This is a genomic window from Streptacidiphilus sp. MAP5-3, from assembly GCF_041262505.1.
Lineage (GTDB): Bacteria > Actinomycetota > Actinomycetes > Streptomycetales > Streptomycetaceae > Streptacidiphilus.
On sequence record NZ_JBGCCL010000001.1, the window covers coordinates 148,072 to 168,633 of the forward strand.

17 protein-coding genes are annotated in these 20,562 nt (G+C 71.1%); 9 read left to right on the top strand and 8 right to left on the bottom strand.

Going from position 1 to position 20,562, the window contains the following annotated elements:
• Nucleotides 1-140 precede the first annotated feature (140 nt).
• Nucleotides 141-1,097, top strand: a complete 957-nt coding sequence (locus ABH928_RS00695) for a LysR family transcriptional regulator (protein ID WP_370060811.1) — start codon at nt 141-143, stop codon at nt 1,095-1,097.
• A 147-nt stretch (nt 1,098-1,244) separates the two neighbouring features.
• Nucleotides 1,245-3,785, top strand: coding sequence for a collagenase (locus tag ABH928_RS00700; protein WP_370060812.1), 2,541 nt, complete (start codon nt 1,245-1,247; stop codon nt 3,783-3,785).
• Nucleotides 3,786-3,856: 71 nt separating this feature from the next.
• Here ABH928_RS00700 and ABH928_RS00705 read toward each other — a convergent pair whose 3' ends face one another.
• Nucleotides 3,857-4,546: an aspartate/glutamate racemase family protein gene (locus ABH928_RS00705; protein ID WP_370060813.1), complete on the bottom strand. Its 690-nt coding sequence runs from the start codon at nt 4,544-4,546 to the stop codon at nt 3,857-3,859.
• Nucleotides 4,547-4,639: 93 nt separating this feature from the next.
• Between ABH928_RS00705 and ABH928_RS00710 the strand changes: the two genes are divergently transcribed.
• Nucleotides 4,640-4,960: a MazG-like family protein gene (locus tag ABH928_RS00710; protein WP_370060814.1), complete on the top strand. Its 321-nt coding sequence runs from the start codon at nt 4,640-4,642 to the stop codon at nt 4,958-4,960.
• Here the strand turns inward: ABH928_RS00710 and ABH928_RS00715 are convergent.
• The 5 genes from ABH928_RS00715 to ABH928_RS00735 all read right to left on the bottom strand — a co-directional run bounded on the left by ABH928_RS00715 (nt 4,887) and on the right by ABH928_RS00735 (nt 9,680).
• Nucleotides 4,887-5,861: an oxygenase MpaB family protein gene (locus tag ABH928_RS00715; protein ID WP_370060815.1), complete on the bottom strand. Its 975-nt coding sequence runs from the start codon at nt 5,859-5,861 to the stop codon at nt 4,887-4,889. The genes ABH928_RS00710 and ABH928_RS00715 overlap by 74 nt on opposite strands.
• 315 nt (nt 5,862-6,176) lie before the next feature.
• Nucleotides 6,177-6,677 carry an ATP-binding protein gene (locus ABH928_RS00720; RefSeq protein ID WP_370060816.1) on the bottom strand — a complete coding sequence of 167 codons (501 nt, stop codon included), beginning with the start codon at nt 6,675-6,677 and terminating at the stop codon, nt 6,177-6,179.
• A 269-nt stretch (nt 6,678-6,946) separates the two neighbouring features.
• The gene (locus ABH928_RS00725) at nt 6,947-7,723 is read right to left on the bottom strand and encodes an enoyl-CoA hydratase/isomerase family protein (RefSeq protein WP_370060817.1); all 777 of its coding nucleotides are present in this window, start codon (nt 7,721-7,723) and stop codon (nt 6,947-6,949) included.
• 125 nt (nt 7,724-7,848) lie between these two features.
• A complete protein-coding gene (locus tag ABH928_RS00730; protein WP_370060818.1) occupies nt 7,849-9,093 on the bottom strand; it encodes an Ig-like domain-containing protein in 1,245 nt (414 codons plus the stop codon).
• A gap of 167 nt (nt 9,094-9,260) precedes the next feature.
• Entirely contained in the window at nt 9,261-9,680 is a 420-nt protein-coding gene (locus ABH928_RS00735; RefSeq protein WP_370060819.1) for a nuclear transport factor 2 family protein, read from the bottom strand.
• Between the two features lie 150 nt (nt 9,681-9,830).
• Between ABH928_RS00735 and ABH928_RS00740 the strand changes: the two genes are divergently transcribed.
• On the top strand, nt 9,831-10,721 hold the full coding sequence (locus ABH928_RS00740) for a LysR substrate-binding domain-containing protein (RefSeq protein ID WP_370060820.1): 891 nt from the start codon (nt 9,831-9,833) through the stop codon (nt 10,719-10,721).
• A gap of 34 nt (nt 10,722-10,755) precedes the next feature.
• Here the strand turns inward: ABH928_RS00740 and ABH928_RS00745 are convergent, their stop codons facing one another.
• Nucleotides 10,756-11,946: an Ig-like domain-containing protein gene (locus ABH928_RS00745; RefSeq protein ID WP_370060821.1), complete on the bottom strand. Its 1,191-nt coding sequence runs from the start codon at nt 11,944-11,946 to the stop codon at nt 10,756-10,758.
• Nucleotides 11,947-12,207: 261 nt separating this feature from the next.
• On the opposite strand from ABH928_RS00745, the gene glgX reads away from it, so the two are divergent.
• Nucleotides 12,208-14,523 carry a glycogen debranching protein GlgX gene (gene glgX, locus ABH928_RS00750; protein WP_370060822.1) on the top strand — a complete coding sequence of 772 codons (2,316 nt, stop codon included), beginning with the start codon at nt 12,208-12,210 and terminating at the stop codon, nt 14,521-14,523.
• Between the two features lie 69 nt (nt 14,524-14,592).
• Here glgX and ABH928_RS00755 read toward each other — a convergent pair whose 3' ends face one another.
• Entirely contained in the window at nt 14,593-15,189 is a 597-nt protein-coding gene (locus ABH928_RS00755; RefSeq protein WP_370060823.1) for a hypothetical protein, read from the bottom strand.
• A 121-nt stretch (nt 15,190-15,310) separates the two neighbouring features.
• Here ABH928_RS00755 and ABH928_RS00760 point away from each other — a divergent pair, with 121 nt between their 5' ends.
• The 4 genes from ABH928_RS00760 (at nt 15,311) to ABH928_RS00775 (ending at nt 20,555) form a co-directional block, all read left to right on the top strand.
• Complete coding sequence (locus tag ABH928_RS00760) at nt 15,311-15,844, top strand: sigma-70 family RNA polymerase sigma factor (RefSeq protein ID WP_370060824.1); 534 nt, start codon at nt 15,311-15,313, stop codon at nt 15,842-15,844.
• The gene (locus tag ABH928_RS00765; RefSeq protein ID WP_370060825.1) at nt 15,841-16,575 is read left to right on the top strand and encodes an anti-sigma factor; all 735 of its coding nucleotides are present in this window, start codon (nt 15,841-15,843) and stop codon (nt 16,573-16,575) included. The genes ABH928_RS00760 and ABH928_RS00765 overlap by 4 nt, the downstream gene beginning before the upstream one ends.
• A gap of 186 nt (nt 16,576-16,761) precedes the next feature.
• Nucleotides 16,762-18,657, top strand: coding sequence for an ABC transporter ATP-binding protein (locus ABH928_RS00770; protein ID WP_370060826.1), 1,896 nt, complete (start codon nt 16,762-16,764; stop codon nt 18,655-18,657).
• Nucleotides 18,654-20,555 (top strand): ABC transporter ATP-binding protein, encoded by a 1,902-nt coding sequence (locus ABH928_RS00775; RefSeq protein ID WP_370060827.1) that lies wholly within the window; start codon nt 18,654-18,656, stop codon nt 20,553-20,555. The genes ABH928_RS00770 and ABH928_RS00775 overlap by 4 nt, the downstream gene beginning before the upstream one ends.
• Nucleotides 20,556-20,562 lie beyond the last annotated feature (7 nt).

Here is a 20,562-nt window from a genome sequence, read left to right on the forward strand (position 1 = left end):
CCCCAACCTGCGTTGATCAGCAGCCTTTCGGCGGGTCCGGACCCCCGCGAGGCCTGGCTACGCTCCGTGGAGCCGGGCCGTCGCGGTCCGGGCGCGCCGGTGCGGGCGCCGGTCGGCGCGTGAAGGCGGAAGGGGCGCGGGTGGAGCTGGAGGTGCGGCATCTGCGGGTGTTGTGTGCGATAGCGGACGCAGGGAGTGTGAGCCGGGCAGCCGCCGTGCTCGGGTACTCGCAACCGGCGCTCAGCACGCAACTCCGGCGGATCGAGCAGCACTTCGATGCTCCACTGTTCGAGCGCAACTCCTGGGGCGTCGAGCCGACGCGGTACGGCGCGGAGGTGCTGGGCCGGGCGCGGGACGTGCTGACGCGGATGGCCGGGATCGGCCGCCGCCCGATCCCGGAGGCGTTGGATGCAGCAGCTGCGGAGGCCCGGCGAACCCTACGGCTGGCGGCCACCAACTCGCCCGTCTTGCCGGGCCTGGTGGCGCGACTGCGCAGCCGCGTACCCGAGCTGGCCCTGCAGTTGAGCAGCGTCTACGCCTCCTCGGAGATCGTCGCGCTGCTGGAGCGCGGCGAGTTGGACGCCGGGATCGCCGCCGACTACCCGGGCCAGGAGCTGCGCCACTCGGACGCGGTCCGACACCGTGGAATCGTGACCGAGCCGTCCTTCGTCGCACTGCCCGCCCGCCACCGGCTGCGCCACCGGACCGAGATCGCACTGTCCGACCTGGCGGAGGACGCCTGGTTCGCCACACCCGACGACGGAGCGGGCTGGCCCGGCGTGTTCCACCGCGCCTGTGCGCAGGCCGGGTTCTCCCCCGCCACGGTGCACGAGTTCCTGGGCGACCAGTTGCAGTTGCAGCGCATGATCGCCGCGGGCCTCGGGGTATCGGTGGTGCAGGCGACACTGCGGCCGATCACCGGCGTGCGGGTCAAGCCGCTGGAGGGCACCCCATTGTGGTGCCGATATCTGCTCGTCTGGCGACGGGACGGCGTCTGTGACGAGCTGGCCGAGACACTCGTCGGCGCGGCGTCCGCGTCCTACCGGGACCTGATCGCGCAGGCAGCGCACTTCCAGGCGTGGGCGACTCGGAGCTGACCCCTGCGCACCGGGATGTTATGGCAGACCCCGGACAAGTAGCATGTCACACCTTATTGTGGCCGACCCGGCACCGATGAGACGGTGCCATGCACGCCTCAGCATCTCTTCAGAGGCGCATCCGTCCGCTTTCCCCAAGGAGTGACGATGCGTCACCACTTCCCCCTGCCTGGATTACTGGCTCTCGTTCTGGCCGCCGGTACCGCCGTGGCCGGACTGCTCGCACCCCCGGCCGTGGCTGCCGGAGCCGACGGCACGGTCACCGGCACAGCCGGCCGAACCGCCGCCACGAGCCCTGTCGCCACCGCCGGGCCGGATCGCCCGCTGCCCCCGACGGGCACACGTACGAGCGGAGCCGGAGACCAGGCGGCGGTCCAGACCGGGCGGCTGACCGCCGCTCAGCTCCCGCCGTACAGTCCGCCGACCTCTCCGACCACCTTCCCGACGGGCACCCGGCCCAGCAGCGGGCAGGGTTCGACCGCGTCCTGCACTCCCGCGGACTTCGGTGGGCGCAGCGGTACGGCCCTGGTCTCCTTCGTCGAGTCCGCGACGACCGACTGCCTCAACACCCTCTTCGGGGTCACCGGCCCGGAAGCAGGAGCGATCTTCCGCGAGAACCAGATGGTGAGCGTGGCCGACGCCTTCACCACGGCGTCCGCCTCGTACGCGGGCGACGACGCCACCGGCATCTGGCAACTGGTGCTCTTCCTGCGCGCCGGCTACTACGTCCAGTACAACGACAGCGCCGACGTCGGCGGCTACGGCGCGGCCCTGACCTCGGCGGTCGCCGCAGGCATCGACGCGTTCACCGCCTCGGCGCACTTCACCGACGTCAGCGACGCCAACGGCCAGGTCGCGGGCGACGTCGTCACGCTGACCGACAGCGCTGGCCTCCAGGCCCGCTACCTAGGCCTCTACCAACGGGTGCTGAACGGCTACAGCGCCGCGTACAACGCCTCCCCGTACATGGTCGACTTCGTCAACGACGTCTTCACCCCGCTCTACCGCGGCCACCAGTTCCCGGACTTCGTCGCCGCCGTCACCACCGATCCCTCCGTCGTCAGCACCCTCGACGCCTTCACCGTGCGCCACACCGACCTGCTCGGCACCGCCGACGCGTTCCTGGATGCCAACGCCGGTGTCGAGACCGCCCGGTTCCTACAGCACCAGGCGCTCCAGGCGCTGGTGCGCCCCCTGGTCAAGGGGCTGCTCGCGGCCTCGTCGATCACCGGCCGGACCGCACCCCTCTGGGTCGGCGTCGCCAACCTCGCCGCCAGCGAGGACCCGACGCAGTGCGGCTACTACGGCGTCTGCGACCTGCCCCGACAGCTGACCCTGGCCGCGCTGCCCGTCACCCACACCTGCGACGCGACCCACACCGTCCAGGCCCAGGCGCTCACGCCCGCCGACCTCGCCGCCGTCTGTGCCAGCCTGCGCGGACAGGACCCGTTCTTCCAGAAGCTGGTCGAGGAACGGCAGCCGCTGCCGCACCAGCACGAGTCCACCGTGACCATGGTGGTCTTCGCCAGCCCCACCGACTACCAGACCTACGCTGGCGCGCTCTTCGGGGTGGACACGGACAACGGCGGCATCACCCTGACCGGCGACCCGACCGACCCGAAGAACCGGCCGCTCTCGATCGTCTACCAGAAGCCGACCGACGACGGCTTCGCCGCGCGGATCTGGAACCTCAACCACGAGTACACCCACGACCTCGACGGCCGCTACGACATGCTCGGCGACTTCACCGCGGAGACGGCCGTCCCCGACGTCTGGTGGATCGAGGGGGTGGCCGAGTACGTCTCCTACACCTATCGCGGCGTCACCGACACCGAGGCGGTCGCCGAGGCGGCCAAGCACACCTATGCGCTGAGCACGCTGTTCCAGAACACCTACGAGAACAGCGACGTGACCCGCACCTACCCCTGGGGCTACCTGGCTGTCCGGTACATGGTCGAGAACCACCCCGCCGTGGTGCAGCAGATGCTCGCCCGCTTCCGGGTCGGCGACTACCAGGGCGGCTACGCCATCTACCACTCCCCCGGCACCCGCTACGACGCCGACTTCGACCGATGGCTGGACGCCTGTGCGGCGGGTGCGTGCGCAGGGGCCGGCTCACCGACGGCCGCCTTCCGAGTGAGTACCGCAGGCCTGACGCTCCGGCTGGCCGACCGGTCCACCGACGTGGGCAAGGCCCGGATCACCTCCCATGCCTGGGACTTCGGCGACGGCACCGGCTCGACGGCAGCCACTCCGGCGAAGACCTACGCGGCCCCTGGCAGCTACCTGGTCACCCTCACCGTGACCGACACCAACGGCCGCACCTCGACCGCCTCGCAGCGCGTCACCGTCGCCGCACCCCGCTGCGCCGGACCCGACCCGCGACTGCTGGGCCGCGACTGCTCCCGCTCCGGCGAGTCGGCCCACGCCGACGGGCTGGTACAGCTGCACCTCTACCTCCCGGCCGGGCGGACCACCCTGACCGTCAGCACCGCGGGTGGCAGCGGGACCGCATACCTCTACTACGACCCGAGGGCCTGGGCCTCCCCTGCCCTCCACACCGCGTCCTCAACCAGGACTGGTACCACCCAGTCCCTCGCCGTCACCAACACGGCCCCCGGCTGGCGCTACATCAGCCTCTACGGCCACACGTCCTTCAGCGGCGTCACGGTGACTGCGGAGTTCTGAGCACACCGCCCTTCCCGTCGTGCCCCGGTGCGGGCGTGCGGCCGCTCCCGGCCGCACGCCCGCACCGGGGGTCACCCCAACGCGAAGTCCACGGCGGCTTCGGCGTGGAGGCGGGCGGTGGCGAAGACCGGGACCGGGCTGTCCTCGGGGCCGACGAGCAGCTCGATCTCGGTGCAGCCGAGCACGATGCCCTCGGCGCCCAGGGCCACCAGGTCGGCGATGACCTGCTGGTAGGCCTCGCGCGACGCGTCGTTGACAACGCCGAGGCAGAGCTCGTCGTAGATGACGTGATGGACCAGCGCCCGTGCCTCCGGCCCGGGGACGTCCACCACGAGTCCGTGTGACGCCAGGCGGTCGCGGTAGAAGGACTGCTCCATGGTGAACGAGGTCCCGAGCAGCCCGACCCTGCGCAGCCCCTGGGCCCGGACTGCGGCGGCGGTGGCATCCGCGAGGTGCAGCAGGGGGACGGAGACCGCCGCGGTGATCGCGTCGGCGACCTTGTGCATCGTGTTGGTGCACAGCACCACGATCTCCGCACCGGCGGCCTCCAACGACCGGGCAGCCTCCGCGAGCAGCGCGCCAGCCTCCTCCCAGCGGCCCTCGACCTGGAGTCGCTCAACCTCGGCGAAGTCCACCGAGTAGACCACGCACCGGGCGGAGTGCAGCCCGCCGAGGCGCTCCCGGACGCCCCCGTTGACGACGCGGTAGTACTCCGCGGTCGATTCCCAGCTCATTCCGCCCAACAGGCCGATGGTCCTCATGCCCGGCACTGTAGTTCCGGCTGGCGGGTACCGACGGACACCCACGGGTCCCCACGGGCACCGGGTATCAGTGGTGCCCTCTACTCTGACACGGTGACTGACTCCCCGTGGAACGTGATCTCCGAGCTGGAGCGCTGGCTGTCGACGGACAGCGAGCTCCCGGCCGAGACCCGGACCATTCTGCAGATCCTGAAGATCACCGAGGAGGCCGGGGAGGTCGCCGAGGCGGTGATCGGGGCGACCGGGCAGAACCCGCGGAAGGGGTCCTCGCACACGTGGGAGGACGTGGAGAGGGAGCTGTGCGACGTCATCATCACCTCGATGGTCGCGCTGACACGGGTCAGTGAGGATCCGGAGGGGATGTTCGCCCGGCACTTGGCGCGGGTCGCAGAGCGCGCGCTCGGGCCGTCGTGATGACGTCGGAGGGCTCGCAGCCGTAGCGCAGCGCCGCGGCCAGGGCGCGGACGGAGGCGCGGACCGCCGTGACGCCCAGCGCGGACCGTGCGGGGAGGCGGAGTTGGGCCCGGGCCCAGTCCGGCAGCAGGTCGATCCCGCCGTTGACCAGGATCCGCATCGCCGCCGCGCTGCCGGGATCGGAGGCGAACGTGCCGGGCGTGCGCAGGAAGTCGACGGCCGCCGATGCGGCTTCGGTCAGGGCGAGTTGGGGGCGGACCTCGGCCAGGTAGGCGTGGACCTCGGCGAGCGAGTGCGGGACGTCCGTCGCGCCGAGGCGCTCCGCCAGAAGGGCCACCTCGGCGAAGTAGCGGTCCTGCTCGGAGCGGGTCAACGGCCGTGGGGCGTAACGCTGGTAGCCCGCCAGGAAGCACCCGGTCTCGGCGACGTGGACCCAGCGCAGCAACTCCGGGTCGCCCGCGCCGTACGGGCGGCCGTCAGGCGCCGTGCCGCGGACGTGCTCGTGGATCCGGCGGACGCGGGCGATCGCGGCCTCCGCCTCCGCCGCTCCGCCGTAGCTGGTGACGGTGACGAAGCCGGCCGTGCCGTTGAGCCGGTCGATCGGGCGCTCGCGGTAGTCGGAGTGCTGGTCCACCCCGGCCATGGCGAGCGGGTGCAGCGACTGCAGCAGCAGGGCCGCGATACCGCCGGTGAACATGCCGGGCATGTCACCGTGGACCAGCCAGACCATGCTGTCCGGACCGAACAAGCCCGGATCGCCGTCGGGCCGGTCGTAGCGGGCGTAGTCGAGGCCGTCGCCGTGGACGGTGGCATAGACCTGGCGCCGGATCCGGTCGCGGATCGCATCACGCAGGGAGAACCGGCTGGGCAGGCTGGACGAACTGAGGCGGTCAGCACACACAGCTTTAGATCTACTCGAAAGATCCAAGGTTTGCCAGGTGGCAGACAAGGGAAATCTAAGCAAATGGCGGAGTGCGCCTTGTGATCCACGGCACGCCATAACGAAATAGCGCCATTGGTCCGGTTTGCACTTTGCCCATATGCCGGGATTCGTGCCATAGTCGGTGACCGGAACGCCTCTGACCCGAGCTTCCGATGCCATGGCAGCAACACCCCCTTGGCTGCCCGGCCCAATGCAGGGGCCCCGAGGATCAACGGATCCATGGGGCCCCGCATGACGTTCCGAGCCCCTTCGAACTCCACTCCGAGCCCGAGGTTACGCCGCCGCGGCTGCGCGGATCTTGAGCTCGAACCAGACGGACTTGCCCCGCGAGAGCAGGTCCACGCCCCAGCGGTCGGAGAGCAGATCGACCAGCCGGAGGCCGCGCCCCGACTCGTCCTCGGTGTCTCCCTTGATCAGACACGGCAGCGCCCGCGACGGGTCGCGCAGCTCGACGCGGACGCGGCCGGAGCCGCGCAGCACCCGCAGAACGAAGCTGCGACCGCCGGTGTGCCGGATCGCGTTGGCCACCAGCTCGGCCACCAGCTGCTCCGCCACCTCACCTTGTCCGCCCAGTCCCCAGGACTCCAGGGCGGACAAGGTGAGCCGGCGGGCGCGCGCGGTGACACCCGGAGCGGCGACCAGGCAGCTGCCGTCGCCCTCCGGGGAAAGGAGCCGGGCGGCGTCGTCGAACTCGACGGAGACGGCCGAATCGGCCGAATCCACCCGCTCATTGATCACTGTCCGCGCCCGCACCACTTCGCCCTGTACTGCCATGGAGCAATGATGGCGCGTCAGAAGCGCTCTGGGGAGGCGAATGGACAAAAAATCATCTATTGCTTCGGGCATATGCCAAAGAGGTTTGCATACGCCCAGCTCAGCCCGGTGAACCCGGCAGAGCGGGACAACAGAGGCCGGTGGGACGACAGTTGACACCTGTCGTTGACCACCGGCCACCCCTCGCCGTGGTGCGTCAGTGGAGCCAGTGGATGCAGTGAAAACCGAGGAAACCGGAGAAGCCGGTGAGGCCGGTGAAGCCGGTCGCGTCAGTTGAACTTGGCCTTGCCAGGGCCCTCCTCGACGAAGCTCCGCATGCCGATCTCCCGGTCCTCGGTGGCGAAGAGACCCGCGAAGAGGTTCCGCTCGATGGTCAGGCCGGTGTCCAGGTCGGTCTCCAGGCCGCGGTCCACGGCCTCCTTCGCGGCGCGCAGCGCGAGCGCGGGACCGGCGGCCAGCTTCGCGGCCCAGGCGTGCGCGGTGGCGAAGACCTCGTCGGCGGGGACGACCTGGTCGGCCAGGCCGATCCGGTGGGCCTCGGCGGCGTCGACCATGCGGCCGGTGAAGATCAGGTCCTTGGCCTTGGCCGGGCCGACCAGGCGCGAGAGCCGCTGGGTGCCGCCGGCACCCGGAATGATGCCGAGCAGGATCTCCGGCTGGCCGAACTTGGCGTTCTCCGCGGCGACACGGATGTCCGCGCAGAGCGTCAGCTCGCAACCGCCGCCGAGGGCATAGCCGGTGACCGCGGCGACCACCGGCTTGGGGATCCGGGCCACCGCGTCGAAGGCGCCCTGGAGCGCGCCGCCGCGCAGCGCCATGTCGGCGTAGCCCATGCGCTGCATCTCCTTGATGTCAGCGCCGGCCGCGAAGACCTTCTCGCCGCCCCAGATCACCAGGGCGCGCACGTCGGCACGCGCGGACGCCTCCTCGGCGACCTCCTTGAGCTGGTCCTGCATCGCGATGTCGAGCGCGTTCATCTTGGGGCGGTCGAGCCGGATCACACCGACGGCGTCCTGGTCGACCTCGAGCGTCACGAAGCGGTCCATGTACGTGCCTCCCCGGGCGGGATGAAGAAGGGCGCAGAGCGCCGAGTAGAGCGCAGAGTGAACCGATGTTAACGCGGGCCCGGGGCGATCACGAGGAGCGGGTCAGGGGGCTCAGTGGTAGCGGGTCAGTTGGACGTCCAGGCGGACCAGCTCATGTTCCAACCGTTCAGCCCGTTGTCCGGGCTGACGACCGCGTCCGGCGCGTTGACGACCTGGACGACGTCGCCGATCAGCGAGTTGTCGTAGAACCACGCCGCGGGCGTGTTCGGGTCGCCGCCGCCCTGGACGTCCTGGAGGCCGACGCACCCGTGGCTGGTGTTCTGGCTGCCGAAGGTCGAGGCCGGACGCCAGTAGTTGCCGTGGACGAAGGTGCCCGAGGTGGTCAGCCGCTGGGCGTGCGGGACGTCCGGGATGTTGTACGCGCTGCCCAGGCCCACCGTCTGGGAGTTCATGTCGATGGTCGAGTACTTCTCGCTGATCACCATCTTGCCGTTCCAGGTGGTGTGCTGCGGGTCGCCGAGGCTGGCCGGCAGCGTCCGGCGGACCACGCCAGGGGCCGAGTAGACGGTGAGGGTGTGCGCGTTGTTGTCGGCCACGCTGACCTGGTAGCGGCCGACGGTGAAGCTGACGTCCTTGTCCTGCTGGCCGTACTCCTGCGAGCCGGTGCGGACGCCGTCCAGGTGCAGGTGCAGGGTGACCTGGGTGCCGGGCGCCCAGTAGTTCTGCGGACGGAAGTCCACGCGGCTGTCGCCGAACCAGTGGCCCTCGACGTCCACGGACGGGTTCGCGGTGACAGTGACCGCCTTCAGTACGTCCGCCTGGTACTGCTGCGAGACCGGGTCGTTGAACTGCAGCGAGACCTCCATGCCCACGCCGTAGGTCTCACCGGGGTTGATGTTGAAGTTGGCGATGTCGCTGGCCGCCGGGGTCAGCGTGGTGAAGGAGGAGCGCTGGGTGGTGGTGCGTCCCTGCGAGTCGGCGGCGGTGGCCACCACGCTGTAGCGGGTGCCGGTGTGCAGGACCGCGCTGGGCGTCCAGCCGGTCCCGTCTCCGGTTATCGCGCCGCTGACGGTGCTGCCGTCGGCGCCGGTGACGGTCACCGCGGTGAGCCGCCCGGACGCGGCGCTGACGTGCAGCGTCCCGGTCGTGTCGACGCCGGTCGCGCCGGCCTTCGGCAGGATCGTCACGGTGGCGGCGGGCACGGCCACCGCGGTCGCACCCGGCTTGCCGCCGTCCGCGCCGCCGCCGGATTGGCCCGGGGCCGTGCTTCCCCCGCAGGCACTGGCCGCGAGGACCAGGGCCCCGGTGGCTATCCCGAGCAGACCTCGTCGGACGTGTGCGGCGTGCAGGACACCGATGCGCGCGAACAACCGTTTCTCCCCTCACGGCAGCTGCTGTGGTTTGTCCCTTTTGGGCACTGCGGCGAGGATAACCTCGCAAGCTGGGAACTCCCCGAAAACGGGGACGCCTATGCCTGGGAGAGCGGTTCCGCCGTGATTCCGCCGTCTCGGCTCTCGGAGAATCAGCCCTCGGGGACTCAGTTCTCGGTGCTGCGCAGCGCGTGCTCCCAGTGCTGGGTGTCGGCGTACTCGCGAGCGGAGACGATCCTGCCCTCGCGCACGGTGAAAACGGCGATGTTGTGGTTGAGGTACGGGTTTCCGTTGCGCACGGTCCCGCGTGACGTCCACTCGACGATCACGTGCTGACCTGCCGGGTAGACGCCGGTGACGTCGACGGAGACCGGCTTCTCCGGGTCCAGCAGGGCGAAGGCCGCGGCGAGGAAGCCGTCGACGATGCCGTCCGGACCGGTCCAGGTGCCGGACATCGGCAGGTCCGCCGGGTAGGTGAAGGTGGCGTCCGCCGCGAAGCTGTCCCGGATCACGTCCTGCTTGCCGTTGGCCAGGGCGTCGAAGTAGCGGAGGACGACCTGCTGCTCGGTGGTGCTGCCGGCGTTCACAACTTCCCTCTTTCGTCGGGGCTTTGACTGCCACTGTCTGTGCTGCGGGTTCAGTTCACCGCGATCGTCGGCTGTGACCAATGAGCACCTCGCTCCTACACTGATCGACGATCGTGATGAATGACGGCGCTTGGGGCTGGTGGGGTGGGCGTGGAACTGCGCCAGCTGCGGTACTTCCTCGCGGTGGCCGAGGAGTTGCACTTCGGGCGGGCCGCCGAGCGGCTGCGCATCGTCCAGCCGACGGTCAGCCAGCAGGTGCGCCGACTGGAGCGGGAGCTGGGCCTCGATCTGTTCGACCGCACCACCCGGTCCGTCGCGTTGACGGCCGCGGGCAGCGCGTTCCTACCGCACGCCCGCGCGGTCCTCGGGGCCGAGCAGGCCGCGACGGAGGCGATGGCCGCACTCCGCGCCGAGCGCGCGACGGTGCTGCGACTCGGCACCAACGTCGGGTTGGGTGCCCGCCTCGAACGGGTGCTGACCACCCTGGCCGAGCACGCCCCGCACGTCAGCGTGGAGTTGCACAGCGCCGACGCCTCGACCCGACTGCGCCTGGTGCGCGAGGGCGAACTCGACGCGGCGTTCGTCCGCGGTGCCCGCCGGAGCCCCGACCTGGAGCTCGTTCCGGTCTGGACGGATCCGCTGGTCGCCGTACTCCCGGCGAACCACCCGCTGGCCGCGCAGGAGTCCGTGGCCCTCGCCGATCTGGCGGACATGCCGCTGCGGATCACCCCGCGCGAGAACAACCCGCATCTGGTCGACCTGGTCACCGACGCCTGCCGGACCGCGGGCTTCGAACCGGTGCTCGGCCCGCCGTTCACCACCGACCAGGACACGCTCGCCGCGATCGGCAGCGGCCGGCCGAGCTGGACGGTCTTCTACGCCGCCCAGGCGGAGACCCTCCCGCCCGGCCGCACCATCGCCGTCCGCCCCTTCACCCCGCCGGTACCGACCGTCCGCACCTCCCTGGCCGTGCGGCCCTCCGCACCGGCCCGCCACCTCGCCCCGCTCTTCGACGCCTGCCACATCGAAGAGCGCGGCTGACGCACAGCCCGAGGGGCGGTCCAGAGGCAGCCGCTCAGCTCTTGGTCCAGTCCGTCCAGGACATGTTCCAGCCGCTCATGCCGTTGTCCGGGGCGACCTGGTCGCCGTCCGAGCCGACGACGCGGACCACGTCGCCGATCATCGAGTGGTCGAAGAACCAGCCCGCGGGTGTGCTGTCGCTGTATCCGCCCGCCTCGTCGTAGAGGCCGATGCAGCCGTGACTGGTGTTCTGCGCGCCGAAGACCGAGGCCGGACGCCAGTAGACACCGTGCACGAAGGTGCCCGAGTCGGTCAGGCGCATCGCGTGCGGGACCGCCGGGATGTCGTACTCGCTGCCGAGGCCGACCGTCTGCGAGTTCATCCGGGTGACCTGGTCCTGTTCGGAGATGACCATGGTGCCGTCGTAGGTGGAGTGGCCGGGGCTGCCCGCGGAGATGTAGAGGGTGCGCAGCGTCGAGCCGTCGCGGACGACCGTCAAGGTGTCGGAGTCGGTGTCGGCGGTGGAGATCTGGCTGCGGCCGATGGTGAAGGTGATCGACTTCTGCTGCGTGCCGTAGACGCCCGGCGCGCCCTCGACATGACGCAGGTTCAGGGCGAGCGTCACCACCGTCCCCGGAGCCCAGAACTTCTGCGGGCGGAAGTCCAGCCGCTGCGAACCGAACCAGTGCGGCGCGATCGGCACGGCGGGCTTCGCGGTGACGCTGATCGCCTGCAGGACCGCCGCCTCCTCCGTGATCGCGCGGTTGAAACGGATGCTGACGATGAAGCCGACCCCGACCGTGCTCTTGTCCACCGGGTTGTAGAAGCCGATGAAGGTGTTCTTGGGCACGAAGGTGGTGAAGCTGGCGTGCTTGGCGGCCTGGAGGCCGTCCTTGTCGACCGCGACCGCGTTGAGGGTGTAGCGGGTCTCCGGCAGCAGCTTGCCGGTCGGCTGCCAGGAGGCGCCGTTGGCAGCGACGGTGCCCGGGACGGTGTGGCCGTCGTCGTCCTTGAGCGTCACCTGGGTCAGCCGTCCGTCGCGGACGGTGGCCTGGACGCCGCCCTGCGCGGGCACCTCGGACGCGCCGTCGCCCGGCGTCAGCGTCACCTGCGCGGCGGAGATCCGTGCGGCGTCGCTGCTGGCGTCGGAGCCCGAACCCGAGCAGCCCGCCAGCAGCAGAGCGAGCGGGAGAATGACCCCGACCGCCGCACGCCTCATCCGTCCGGCCCACACGTTCACGCTCACGCCGCCTCACTCCTGTGTTTGCTCCGAAGGGCTCAACGAGGAGTCGAATCGAACGACACGGGCACGTCACCTTCTGGCGCGCAAGGAAGTTGAGCTCTTCCGCCCCGTCCCCCCGCGCCTCCCCCGCCTGCACAGCAGCACCCCGCCGAAGGGTTCTCGCCGGACCGAACGTGACCGGGCGGGTGACATCTGACGGCTAGTGGGGAACGTAACCGTAAGCCGGAGGATCGGGACGTTCACCGGGACGGGGAGGTGGGGCTCATGGCGCTGCCCGCTGAGTTGAGACTGGAGCAGGAGGAACCGGAGGGATCCCACTCGTCGGAGCGGTCCGCCGCGGACCACGCCGACGACCAACCCGAGGACCAGACCGAGGACCGGGCCGACGACCAAACCGCCGCCGAAGCGAGCAGAGCCCCGAAGCGCGCGGTGCTGCCCGGCAGTTGGCAGCCGCTGGGTGCTCGGTACCACCAGGGGCCGGACGGGCGGCCCGGGACCAACTTCGCGGTCTGGGCGGGCGGCGCCGAGGCCGTCGAGCTCTGCCTCTTCGACGACGACGGCCAGGAGACCCGCCATCCGTTGCGTGAGCAGACCTTCCAGGTCTGGCACGGCCACCTCCCGGGCGTCCGTCCGGGCCAGCGGTACGGGTATCGGGTGCACGGTCGCTGGGACCCGTGGACCGGCGCCCGGTGGAACCCCGCCAAGCTGCTGCTCGATCCCTACGCCCGGGCCGTCGACGGCCCGTTCGTGCTCCACGACGCCGTCCACGGCCATGTCCGCGGCTGGCCGGAGGCCGACGTCGCCGACACGGTCAGGGACAACCGCGACTCGGCCCGCCACGTGCCCAAGGGCGTGGTCGTGCACGACGGAGACGACTGGCTCGACGACCGGCGTCCCAAGACGTCGTGGGCCGACACCGTCCTCTACGAGCTGCACGTCAAGGGCTTCACCCGCAACCTCCCCGGCGTCCCGCCCGAGCTGCGCGGCACCTACGCGGGGCTGGGTCACCCCGCCACGCTCGACTACCTGACCGGGCTCGGCGTCACCGCCGTCGAGCTGCTGCCGGTGCATCAGTTCGCCGACGAGGAGCACCTGCAGCGGCTCGGGCTGCGCAACTACTGGGGCTACAACAGCATCGGCTACTTCGCGCCGCACGCCGCCTACTCCGCCTCCGGCTCGCGCGGCGAACAGGTCGGCGAGTTCAAACGGATGGTCAGATCCCTGCATGCGGCGGGCATCGAGGTCATTCTCGACGTCGTCTACAACCACACCGCCGAGGGCGGCGAAGGCGGGCCGACCTGGTCGCTGCGCGGGTTCGACAACGCGGCCTACTACCGGCTCCAGCCGCACAACCGGCGTGGCTACCAGGACTTCACGGGCTGCGGCAACAGCCTGGACGCCGCCCAGCCGCAGGCGCTGCGGCTGATCACCGACTCGCTGCGCTACTGGGTCACCGAGATGGGCGTGGACGGCTTCCGCTTCGACCTGGCCGCCACCCTGGCCCGGACCGGCTACGACGTGGACATGCGCGCGCCCTTCCTCGGCGCCGTCTTCCAGGATCCGGTGCTGAGCCGGGTGAAGCTGATCGCCGAGCCCTGGGACGTGGGCCTGGGCGGCTACCAGGTGGGCAACTTCCCGCCGCTGTGGACGGAGTGGAACGACCGTTTCCGGGACACCGTCCGCGACTTCTGGCGCGGGGCGCGTCCGGACGTGCGGGACCTCGGCTACCGGCTGGCCGGCTCCTCCGACCTCTACCAGCGCGCCGGGCGGCGGCCGTTCGCGTCGGTCAACTACATCACCGCGCACGACGGCTTCACCCTGCGCGACCTGGTCTCCTACAACGGCAAGCACAACGAGGCCAACGGCGAGGACAACCGCGACGGGACGGACGACAACCACTCCTGGAACTGCGGCGCGGAGGGCGCGACCGAGTCGCCGTCGATCAACGCGCTGCGCCGCCGCCAGCTGCGCAACCTGCTCTCGACACTGCTGCTGTCCACCGGCGTGCCGATGCTGGTCGCGGGCGACGAGTTCGGCCGTACCCAGGGCGGCAACAACAACGCGTACTGCCAGGACAACGAGGTCGGCTGGGTGGACTGGTCGCTGCTCGACTCACCGGAGTGGCGACCGCTCCACGACCTGACCGCGCGGCTGATCCGGCTGCGCCGCACCCACCCGGTGCTGCGGCAGCGGGCCTTCTTCTCCGGCCGTCCGGCGCATCCGGGCGGGTTGCCCGACCTGACCTGGTTCACCTCGCGCGGCAAGGAGATGACCGAGGCCGACTGGTACGCACCCGGCGCGACCCTGGCCATGCTGCTCTCCGGCGACGACCTCACCGAACGCGACGCCTGCGGCGACCCGCTCCAGGACGACAGCTTCCTGCTGATCCTGCACGCGCACCACCGGGCGACCCGGTTCACCCTGCCCGGGCTGCCGTGGGCGCGCTGCTACGAGACCGTCGTCGACACCGCGTCGGAGCAGCAGTCCGCGCCCGACGGTCGGCACTGCCCTGCGGGCGAGCCGATCGTGGTTCCCGGCCGCTCGCTGCTGCTGCTCCGCGTCTGCGCGCCTGAGGAGTAGGAGCGAGGCGTACGAGCGAGGCGTACGAGCGGGCGAGGAGTAAGCGGAGTGATGCGCGGCAGGCGGTGCTCAGTACCCGCCGTAGCCGCCGCTGGGCGCGGTCGGGGAGGGCGTCGAGGGTGGAGCGCTCGGCGTACTGCTGCTGCCGCCGGCGCCGCCGGACGTTCCGGCCGCGGCCGTGGTCAACGCGTGCCAGCTGAAGGACTGGCCCGCGAAGGCGTCCTTCGCGCCCTGGCCGGTGGCGTCGCTCGCGGAGGTGTCGCGGGCGAAGGTGTAGAGCGGGTGGCCGTCGGCGGTCAGCTGCTCGGTCCCACCCGGGCGGGCGACCGTGCCGAACGTGATGCCGTCGACCGGGGCGGGCGTGGACGTCACGGTGACCGGAACCCAGACGGTGGTGCAGGCCCCGGTGCACAGGATCTTGCCGGTGGTGTCCTGGTCGTCGAAGTAGACGGCCCTGCCGTTGACGTCGACCACCGTGCCGACGCCGCTCACCGTGTGCGTGGTCAGCGAGAGCGGACTGCTGGTGCCGCCGCTCGCCGGTGCGGAGGTCGGTGCCGGAGCGCCGCTCGACGCACTCCCTGACGTCGAGCCGCTGGACGAGCACCCGGCCGCCACTCCCCCGGCCAGCAACACGGTGGCGGTCGCTACGAGAACGCGGGTCTTCATGGTCGCCCCCAAGGGCTCTCGGGAATCCTGTCCCGGGTTACGCCGGGGACAGCCCGCCGGTTCAGTTCATTTGTCTTCCCTCCAGCTTGAACCGGCGACCGGCCGGGCGCGTACTGGGGGTGTGGACAACGCACCGACCCCGGACGCGGCCTTCGTGTCCGCGCTCTACGCGCGCTACGGACGCTCGGTGCTCGGACACGTCCTGCGGCTGGTGCACGGCGACTACCAGCGTGCGGAGGACCTCACCCAGGAGACCTTCCTGCGCGCCTGGCAGCACCGTGACGCGCTGGACCTTGAGCGGGCGGGCCCGTGGCTGCACACGGTCGCCCATAACCTGGTGGTCTCGGCCTACCGCCGGGCGCGGGCCCGGCCCGCCGAGGCGCCCCTGCCGGACGACGACCGCGGCGGTCCCGAGGACCTCGGCGGCGAGGCCGAGCTGGACCGGATGCTGGAACGCTGGCAGCTTCTGGAGGCCATGCGCGGTCTGCGCCCAGAGCACCGCGAGGTGCTGATCGAGGTCTACTACCTGCGCCGCACGGTCGCCGAGACCGCCGAACAGCTCGGCATCCCGCCGGGCACGGTCAAGTCACGCTGCTTCTACGGGCTGCGGGCACTACGGAACGTTCTGGAGGAGAGAGGAGTGACCTCACGATGACGACCTGTCAGGAGAGCGTGCAGTTGGGCGCCTACCTGCTCGGGGCCCTCGACCCGGAGGAGCGGTCCGCGCTGGAGTCCCATATCTCCACCTGCCCGCACTGCCGCGAGGAGCTGCTGGCCATGGCCCCGCTCCCGGGCCTGCTCCGGCACACCCCGTTCGACGAGCTGGACGAGAGCGCCGCGCTGGCGGAGTCGCTGACGCCGCCACTGACGGAGACGCCGACGCCTGCGCAACCGACGCCGACGCCGAATGCGGTCGCGTCGGCGGAGTCGACGGCCTCCCCGGTGCCGACCGCCGTCCCCGTGCCGCACCGGCGGCCGCGGCGACGGGTGCTGGTGACCGCCGGTCTGGTGCTGGCCGGAGCGGCGGCCGTGGTCGGCGCATGGGTGTATGCCGGGGGCGTGCACGGCGGTACGTCCGCGCCCCCGGCGGCGGCGATGACCTGGACCGGCAGCAACCCGACCACCCACGTCACCGCGACCGCCTCGCTGACCCCGGAGTCCTGGGGCACCCAGATGGAGCTGGCGCTGGGCAACCTCCCCGTCGGCATCACCTGCCACCTGGTCGTTCACGCCCGCGACGGGCAGAGCGAGACGGCCGGGACCTGGGGCTCGGGCTACAACGCGAAGGCCGACATCCCGGCGTCCACCTCGATCGGCCCCTCGGACATCGCGGGCCTGGACGTCGTCGACGGCAGCGGCACGGTGCTGGTGCACGTCCAGGGCTGAACAGAGCCACGCGGAGCGGCAACCGACAGACGGGACAGATGGTGCGTATGGGAAGCGGCCGGGGAGACAGGGCGATGTAAGGGGCGGAAATTGGGGTGAGGGCTGTCAGTGCCGCGGTCTAGGCTCCGGACATTGTCCTGAGAACTGCCTGAAAGTCCGCCACCGTGATCCCTGGATGTAGAGCCGATGACTGAGCTGTCCACCCAGCCGCAGACGTCCCTCGACCCCGACCGTCCCTCTCCCCCGCCTGACTCCGACTCCACCCCCGACGCCGCAGACGCCGCGCCGCCGGCCGTGCCGAAGCACTCCGCGATCCGGTCGCTGCTCCGGCTGCGCCCCTACGTCCGGCCGATCCGCTGGTACCTGGCCGGTTCGACGCTTGCGGCACTGCTCGCCTCGCTGGCCGCGCTGGTGATCCCGCTGGTGCTGAAGGACATCGTGGACGGCCCGGTCGCCCACCACGACACCGCCGGGCTCTGGCAGCAGGGCGCACTGCTGCTGGTGCTGGGCATGCTGGAGGCCGGGCTCTTCGGCACCCGCCGATGGCTGGTGGCCCGCCCACTGGCCGGCGTCGAACGGCGGATGCGCGGCGACCTCTACGCCAAGCTGCAGAAGCTGCCGGTCTCCTTCCACGACCGCTGGCCCTCGGGGCAGTTGCTCTCGCGGGCCACCTCGGACATGTTCACCATCCGGCTGTTCCTGGCCTTCCCGCTGGTCTTCCTGATCGTCAACTCGATGGTCTTCCTGACCGGCATCGGCATCATGTTCGGCCTGGACTGGCAGTTGGCGCTGATCACGGTCCTCCCCGCGGTGCCGCTGATCCTGCTCTGCTCGTACTTCGAGGGGCGCTACTCCGCCGCCGCCCGGCTCTCCCAGGACCAGAACGGCGACCTGGCCACCGTGCTGGAGGAGTCGGTGCTCGGCATCCGCATCCTCAAGTCCTTCGGCCGTCACCGCACCATGGCCGCCCGCTACCGCGTCCAGGCCGAGCTGCTGCGCGACACCGAACTGCGCAAGGCCCGGCTGCTGGCCGACCTCTGGGCCGTCATCGTCGGCCTGCCCGAGCTCGCGCTCGGCTGCTCGCTGGCGGTCGGCGTCGTCCAGGTCGCCCACGGGAGCGTCACGGCGGGCACCCTGGTGGCCTTCCTCTCCACCGCGCTGGGCCTGCGCTGGCCGGTCGAGTCCCTCGGCTGGCTGCTCGCCTACAGCAACGAGGCGTCCACGGCGACGGACCGTTTCTTCGAGGTGATGGACACCGACCTCGACGAGGAGCAGGACGCGCCTGACGGCCAGTCGACCGACCTCGCGGACACGGAGCAGCATGCCCGCGACGGCATCCGCTTCGAGGACGTCCACTTCCGCTACCCGGACGCCCCGGACGACTCCCCGGACCTGCTGCGCGGCGTCGAGCTGCACATCCGCTCCGGCGAGACCATGGCCCTGGTCGGTCTGACCGGCAGCGGCAAGACCACGCTCACCGCGTTGCTGCCCCGCCTCTACGAGACCGACGGCGGCCGGATCACCCTGGACGGCACGGACATCCGCGACCTGCCCCGGCCCCGGCTGCGCGAGCTGGTCTCGATGGCCTTCGAGGAACCGACCCTCTTCTCCGCCTCGGTCCGCGACAACGTGCTGATGGGCGCGCCCGACGCGTCGACCGAGGCGCTCGACCGCGCGCTGGACGTGGCCCAGGCGGGCTTCGTCCGCGGCCTGCCGGAGGGCGCCGGGACGCAGGTGGGCGAGCAGGGCCTGAGCCTCTCCGGCGGCCAGCGTCAGCGTCTCGCGCTGGCCCGGGCGGTCGTCGGATCGCCGCCCTTCCTGGTGCTGGACGATCCGCTCTCCGCGTTGGACGTCCATACCGAGGCCCTGGTCGAGCAGGCGCTGCGCGACGCGCTCAAGGGCACGACGGCCCTGGTCGTCGCCCACCGGCCGAGCACGGTCATGCTGGCCGACCGCGTCGCGCTGCTGGCCGACGGGCGGATCGAGGCGGTCGGCACCCATCACGAACTGCTGGAAACAAGCCCCGAGTACCGCGAACTGATGTCGGGTGAGCGGGCCGAGGACGGGAGCCTGACGCGATGAGCGTGACCGAGACCGAACAGCCGGAGTCCGAACAGACGGAGCTCTCGGAGGAGCTCGAACCCGACCGCGCCGCGCTGCCCGACGAGGACGCTCCCGCCACCGGCAGCGAGGACGGCGAGGACATCCCCGTCCCGCCCGGCGCGCCACGCGCGCTGCTGCGTTCGCTGCTGGGCCCGCACAAGGCGCGGGTGGTCCTCGCCATGGTGATGATCACCGTCCAGCAGGGCGCCCTGCAGGTCGGCCCGCTGCTGGTCTCCTACGCCATCGACCGCGGCATCCCGGCGCTGCAGCACCACGACGCGGGCCCGCTGATCGCGGTGACGGCCGGTTACCTCGGCTGCGCGGCGGTCGCCACGCTGCTGCAACGTTCCTTCATCCGGCTCTCCGGCGTACTCAACCAGGCCATCCTGCTGGAGATGCGCCGCCGGATCTTCCGGCACGCCCAGGCGCTGAGCCTGGACTTCCACGAGCGCTACACCTCGGGCCGGATCATCTCCCGTGCCACCAGCGACGTCGACACGGTGCGCGAACTGCTCAACGAGGGCCTGCAGGAGCTGCTCTCGGTGATCCTCTCGCTGATGTACATCAGCGGCCTGCTGCTGGTGCTGGATTGGCGCCTCGGCCTGGCCTCGCTCGCGTCGGTCGTGCCGATCTACTACTTCACCCGCGCGTACCGGCGGCGGTCGCAGATCATCTACCGCCGCTCGCGCACGGCGGTGGCAACGGTCATCGTCCGCTTCACCGAGACGATGAACGGCATCCGCCCGGTCCAGGCGTTCCGCCGCGAGGCGGCCAACGAGCAGGCCTTCGGCATCGCCAACGCCGACTACGCGGACGCCAACGCGGGCGGTCTGCTGTCGATGGCCAAGTTCGTCGCCACCTCCCGGGCCACGGCCAACATCTGGATCACGGGGGTGGTCGTCTGGGGCGCGTACCTGGTCGCCCACGGCGAGTTGCAGCTCGGCGTGCTGGCCGCGTTCGTGCTGTATCTGCGACGGCTGTTCGACCCGATCGACCAGGTCGGGATGTTCCTCAACAGCTACCAGTCGGCGTCCGCCGCGCTGGAGAAGATCGCGGGCCTGCTCGCCCACGAGCCGTCCGTCCCCGAGCCGGCCGAGCCGGCCGAGCTTCCCGAACTCGCGGGCGAGAAGGAGGGGGTCCGGGGACGCACGGTCGACTTCGACGGCGTCTCGTTCGCCTACCGCACCGGCCGCGAGGTGCTGCCGCGCTTCGATCTGCGCGTCCCGGCGGGCCAGAGCGTCGCCGTCGTCGGCGCGACCGGCGCGGGCAAGTCGACCCTGGCCAAGCTGCTGGCCAGGTTCTACGACCCCTCCTCCGGACGGGTCGCCCTGGACGGCGTCGACCTGCGCGACCTCGCCACGGCGGAGCTGCGGCGCGGCGTCGTGATGGTGACTCAGGAGTCGTTCCTCTTCTCGGGAACGGTCGCCGAGAACATCTCCATCGGCCGCCCGGACGCGACCCGCGAGGAGGTCGAGTCCGCGGCGCGGGCGATCGGAGCGTACGACTTCATCGCGGCGCTCCCAGACGGCTTCGACACCGACGTCCGCAAGCGCGGCGGCCGGATCTCCGCCGGCCAGCGGCAGTTGGTCGCCTTCGCCCGCGCCCTGCTGGCGGACCCCGCGGTGCTGATCCTCGACGAGGCGACGTCGTCCCTGGACGTGCCCGGCGAGCAGGCGGTCCAGCGGGCGATGGCCACCGTCCTGGCGGGACGGACGGCCGTGATCATCGCGCACCGGTTGTCGACCGTGGAGATCGCGGACCGGGTCCTGGTCATGGACCTGGGACGGATCGTCGAGGACGGCACCCCGGCCGAGCTGATCGCGGGCGCGGGCCGCTTCGCGGGGTTGCACCAGGCCTGGAAGGACAGCCTGGTCTAGCCGCTGG

What these genes read in the sequence shown, in the direction of transcription:
- ABH928_RS00700 (WP_370060812.1), top strand. Translation starts at nt 1,245, where the DNA reads ATGCGTCACCACTTCCCCCTGCCTGGATTACTGGCTCTCGTTCTGGCC.
- ABH928_RS00705 (WP_370060813.1), bottom strand. Translation starts at nt 4,546, where the DNA reads ATGAGGACCATCGGCCTGTTGGGCGGAATGAGCTGGGAATCGACCGCG.
- ABH928_RS00720 (WP_370060816.1), bottom strand. Translation starts at nt 6,677, where the DNA reads ATGGCAGTACAGGGCGAAGTGGTGCGGGCGCGGACAGTGATCAATGAG.
- ABH928_RS00725 (WP_370060817.1), bottom strand. Translation starts at nt 7,723, where the DNA reads ATGGACCGCTTCGTGACGCTCGAGGTCGACCAGGACGCCGTCGGTGTG.
- glgX (WP_370060822.1), top strand. Translation starts at nt 12,208, where the DNA reads ATGGCGCTGCCCGCTGAGTTGAGACTGGAGCAGGAGGAACCGGAGGGA.
- ABH928_RS00755 (WP_370060823.1), bottom strand. Translation starts at nt 15,189, where the DNA reads ATGAAGACCCGCGTTCTCGTAGCGACCGCCACCGTGTTGCTGGCCGGG.
- ABH928_RS00765 (WP_370060825.1), top strand. Translation starts at nt 15,841, where the DNA reads ATGACGACCTGTCAGGAGAGCGTGCAGTTGGGCGCCTACCTGCTCGGG.
- ABH928_RS00770 (WP_370060826.1), top strand. Translation starts at nt 16,762, where the DNA reads ATGACTGAGCTGTCCACCCAGCCGCAGACGTCCCTCGACCCCGACCGT.
- ABH928_RS00775 (WP_370060827.1), top strand. Translation starts at nt 18,654, where the DNA reads ATGAGCGTGACCGAGACCGAACAGCCGGAGTCCGAACAGACGGAGCTC.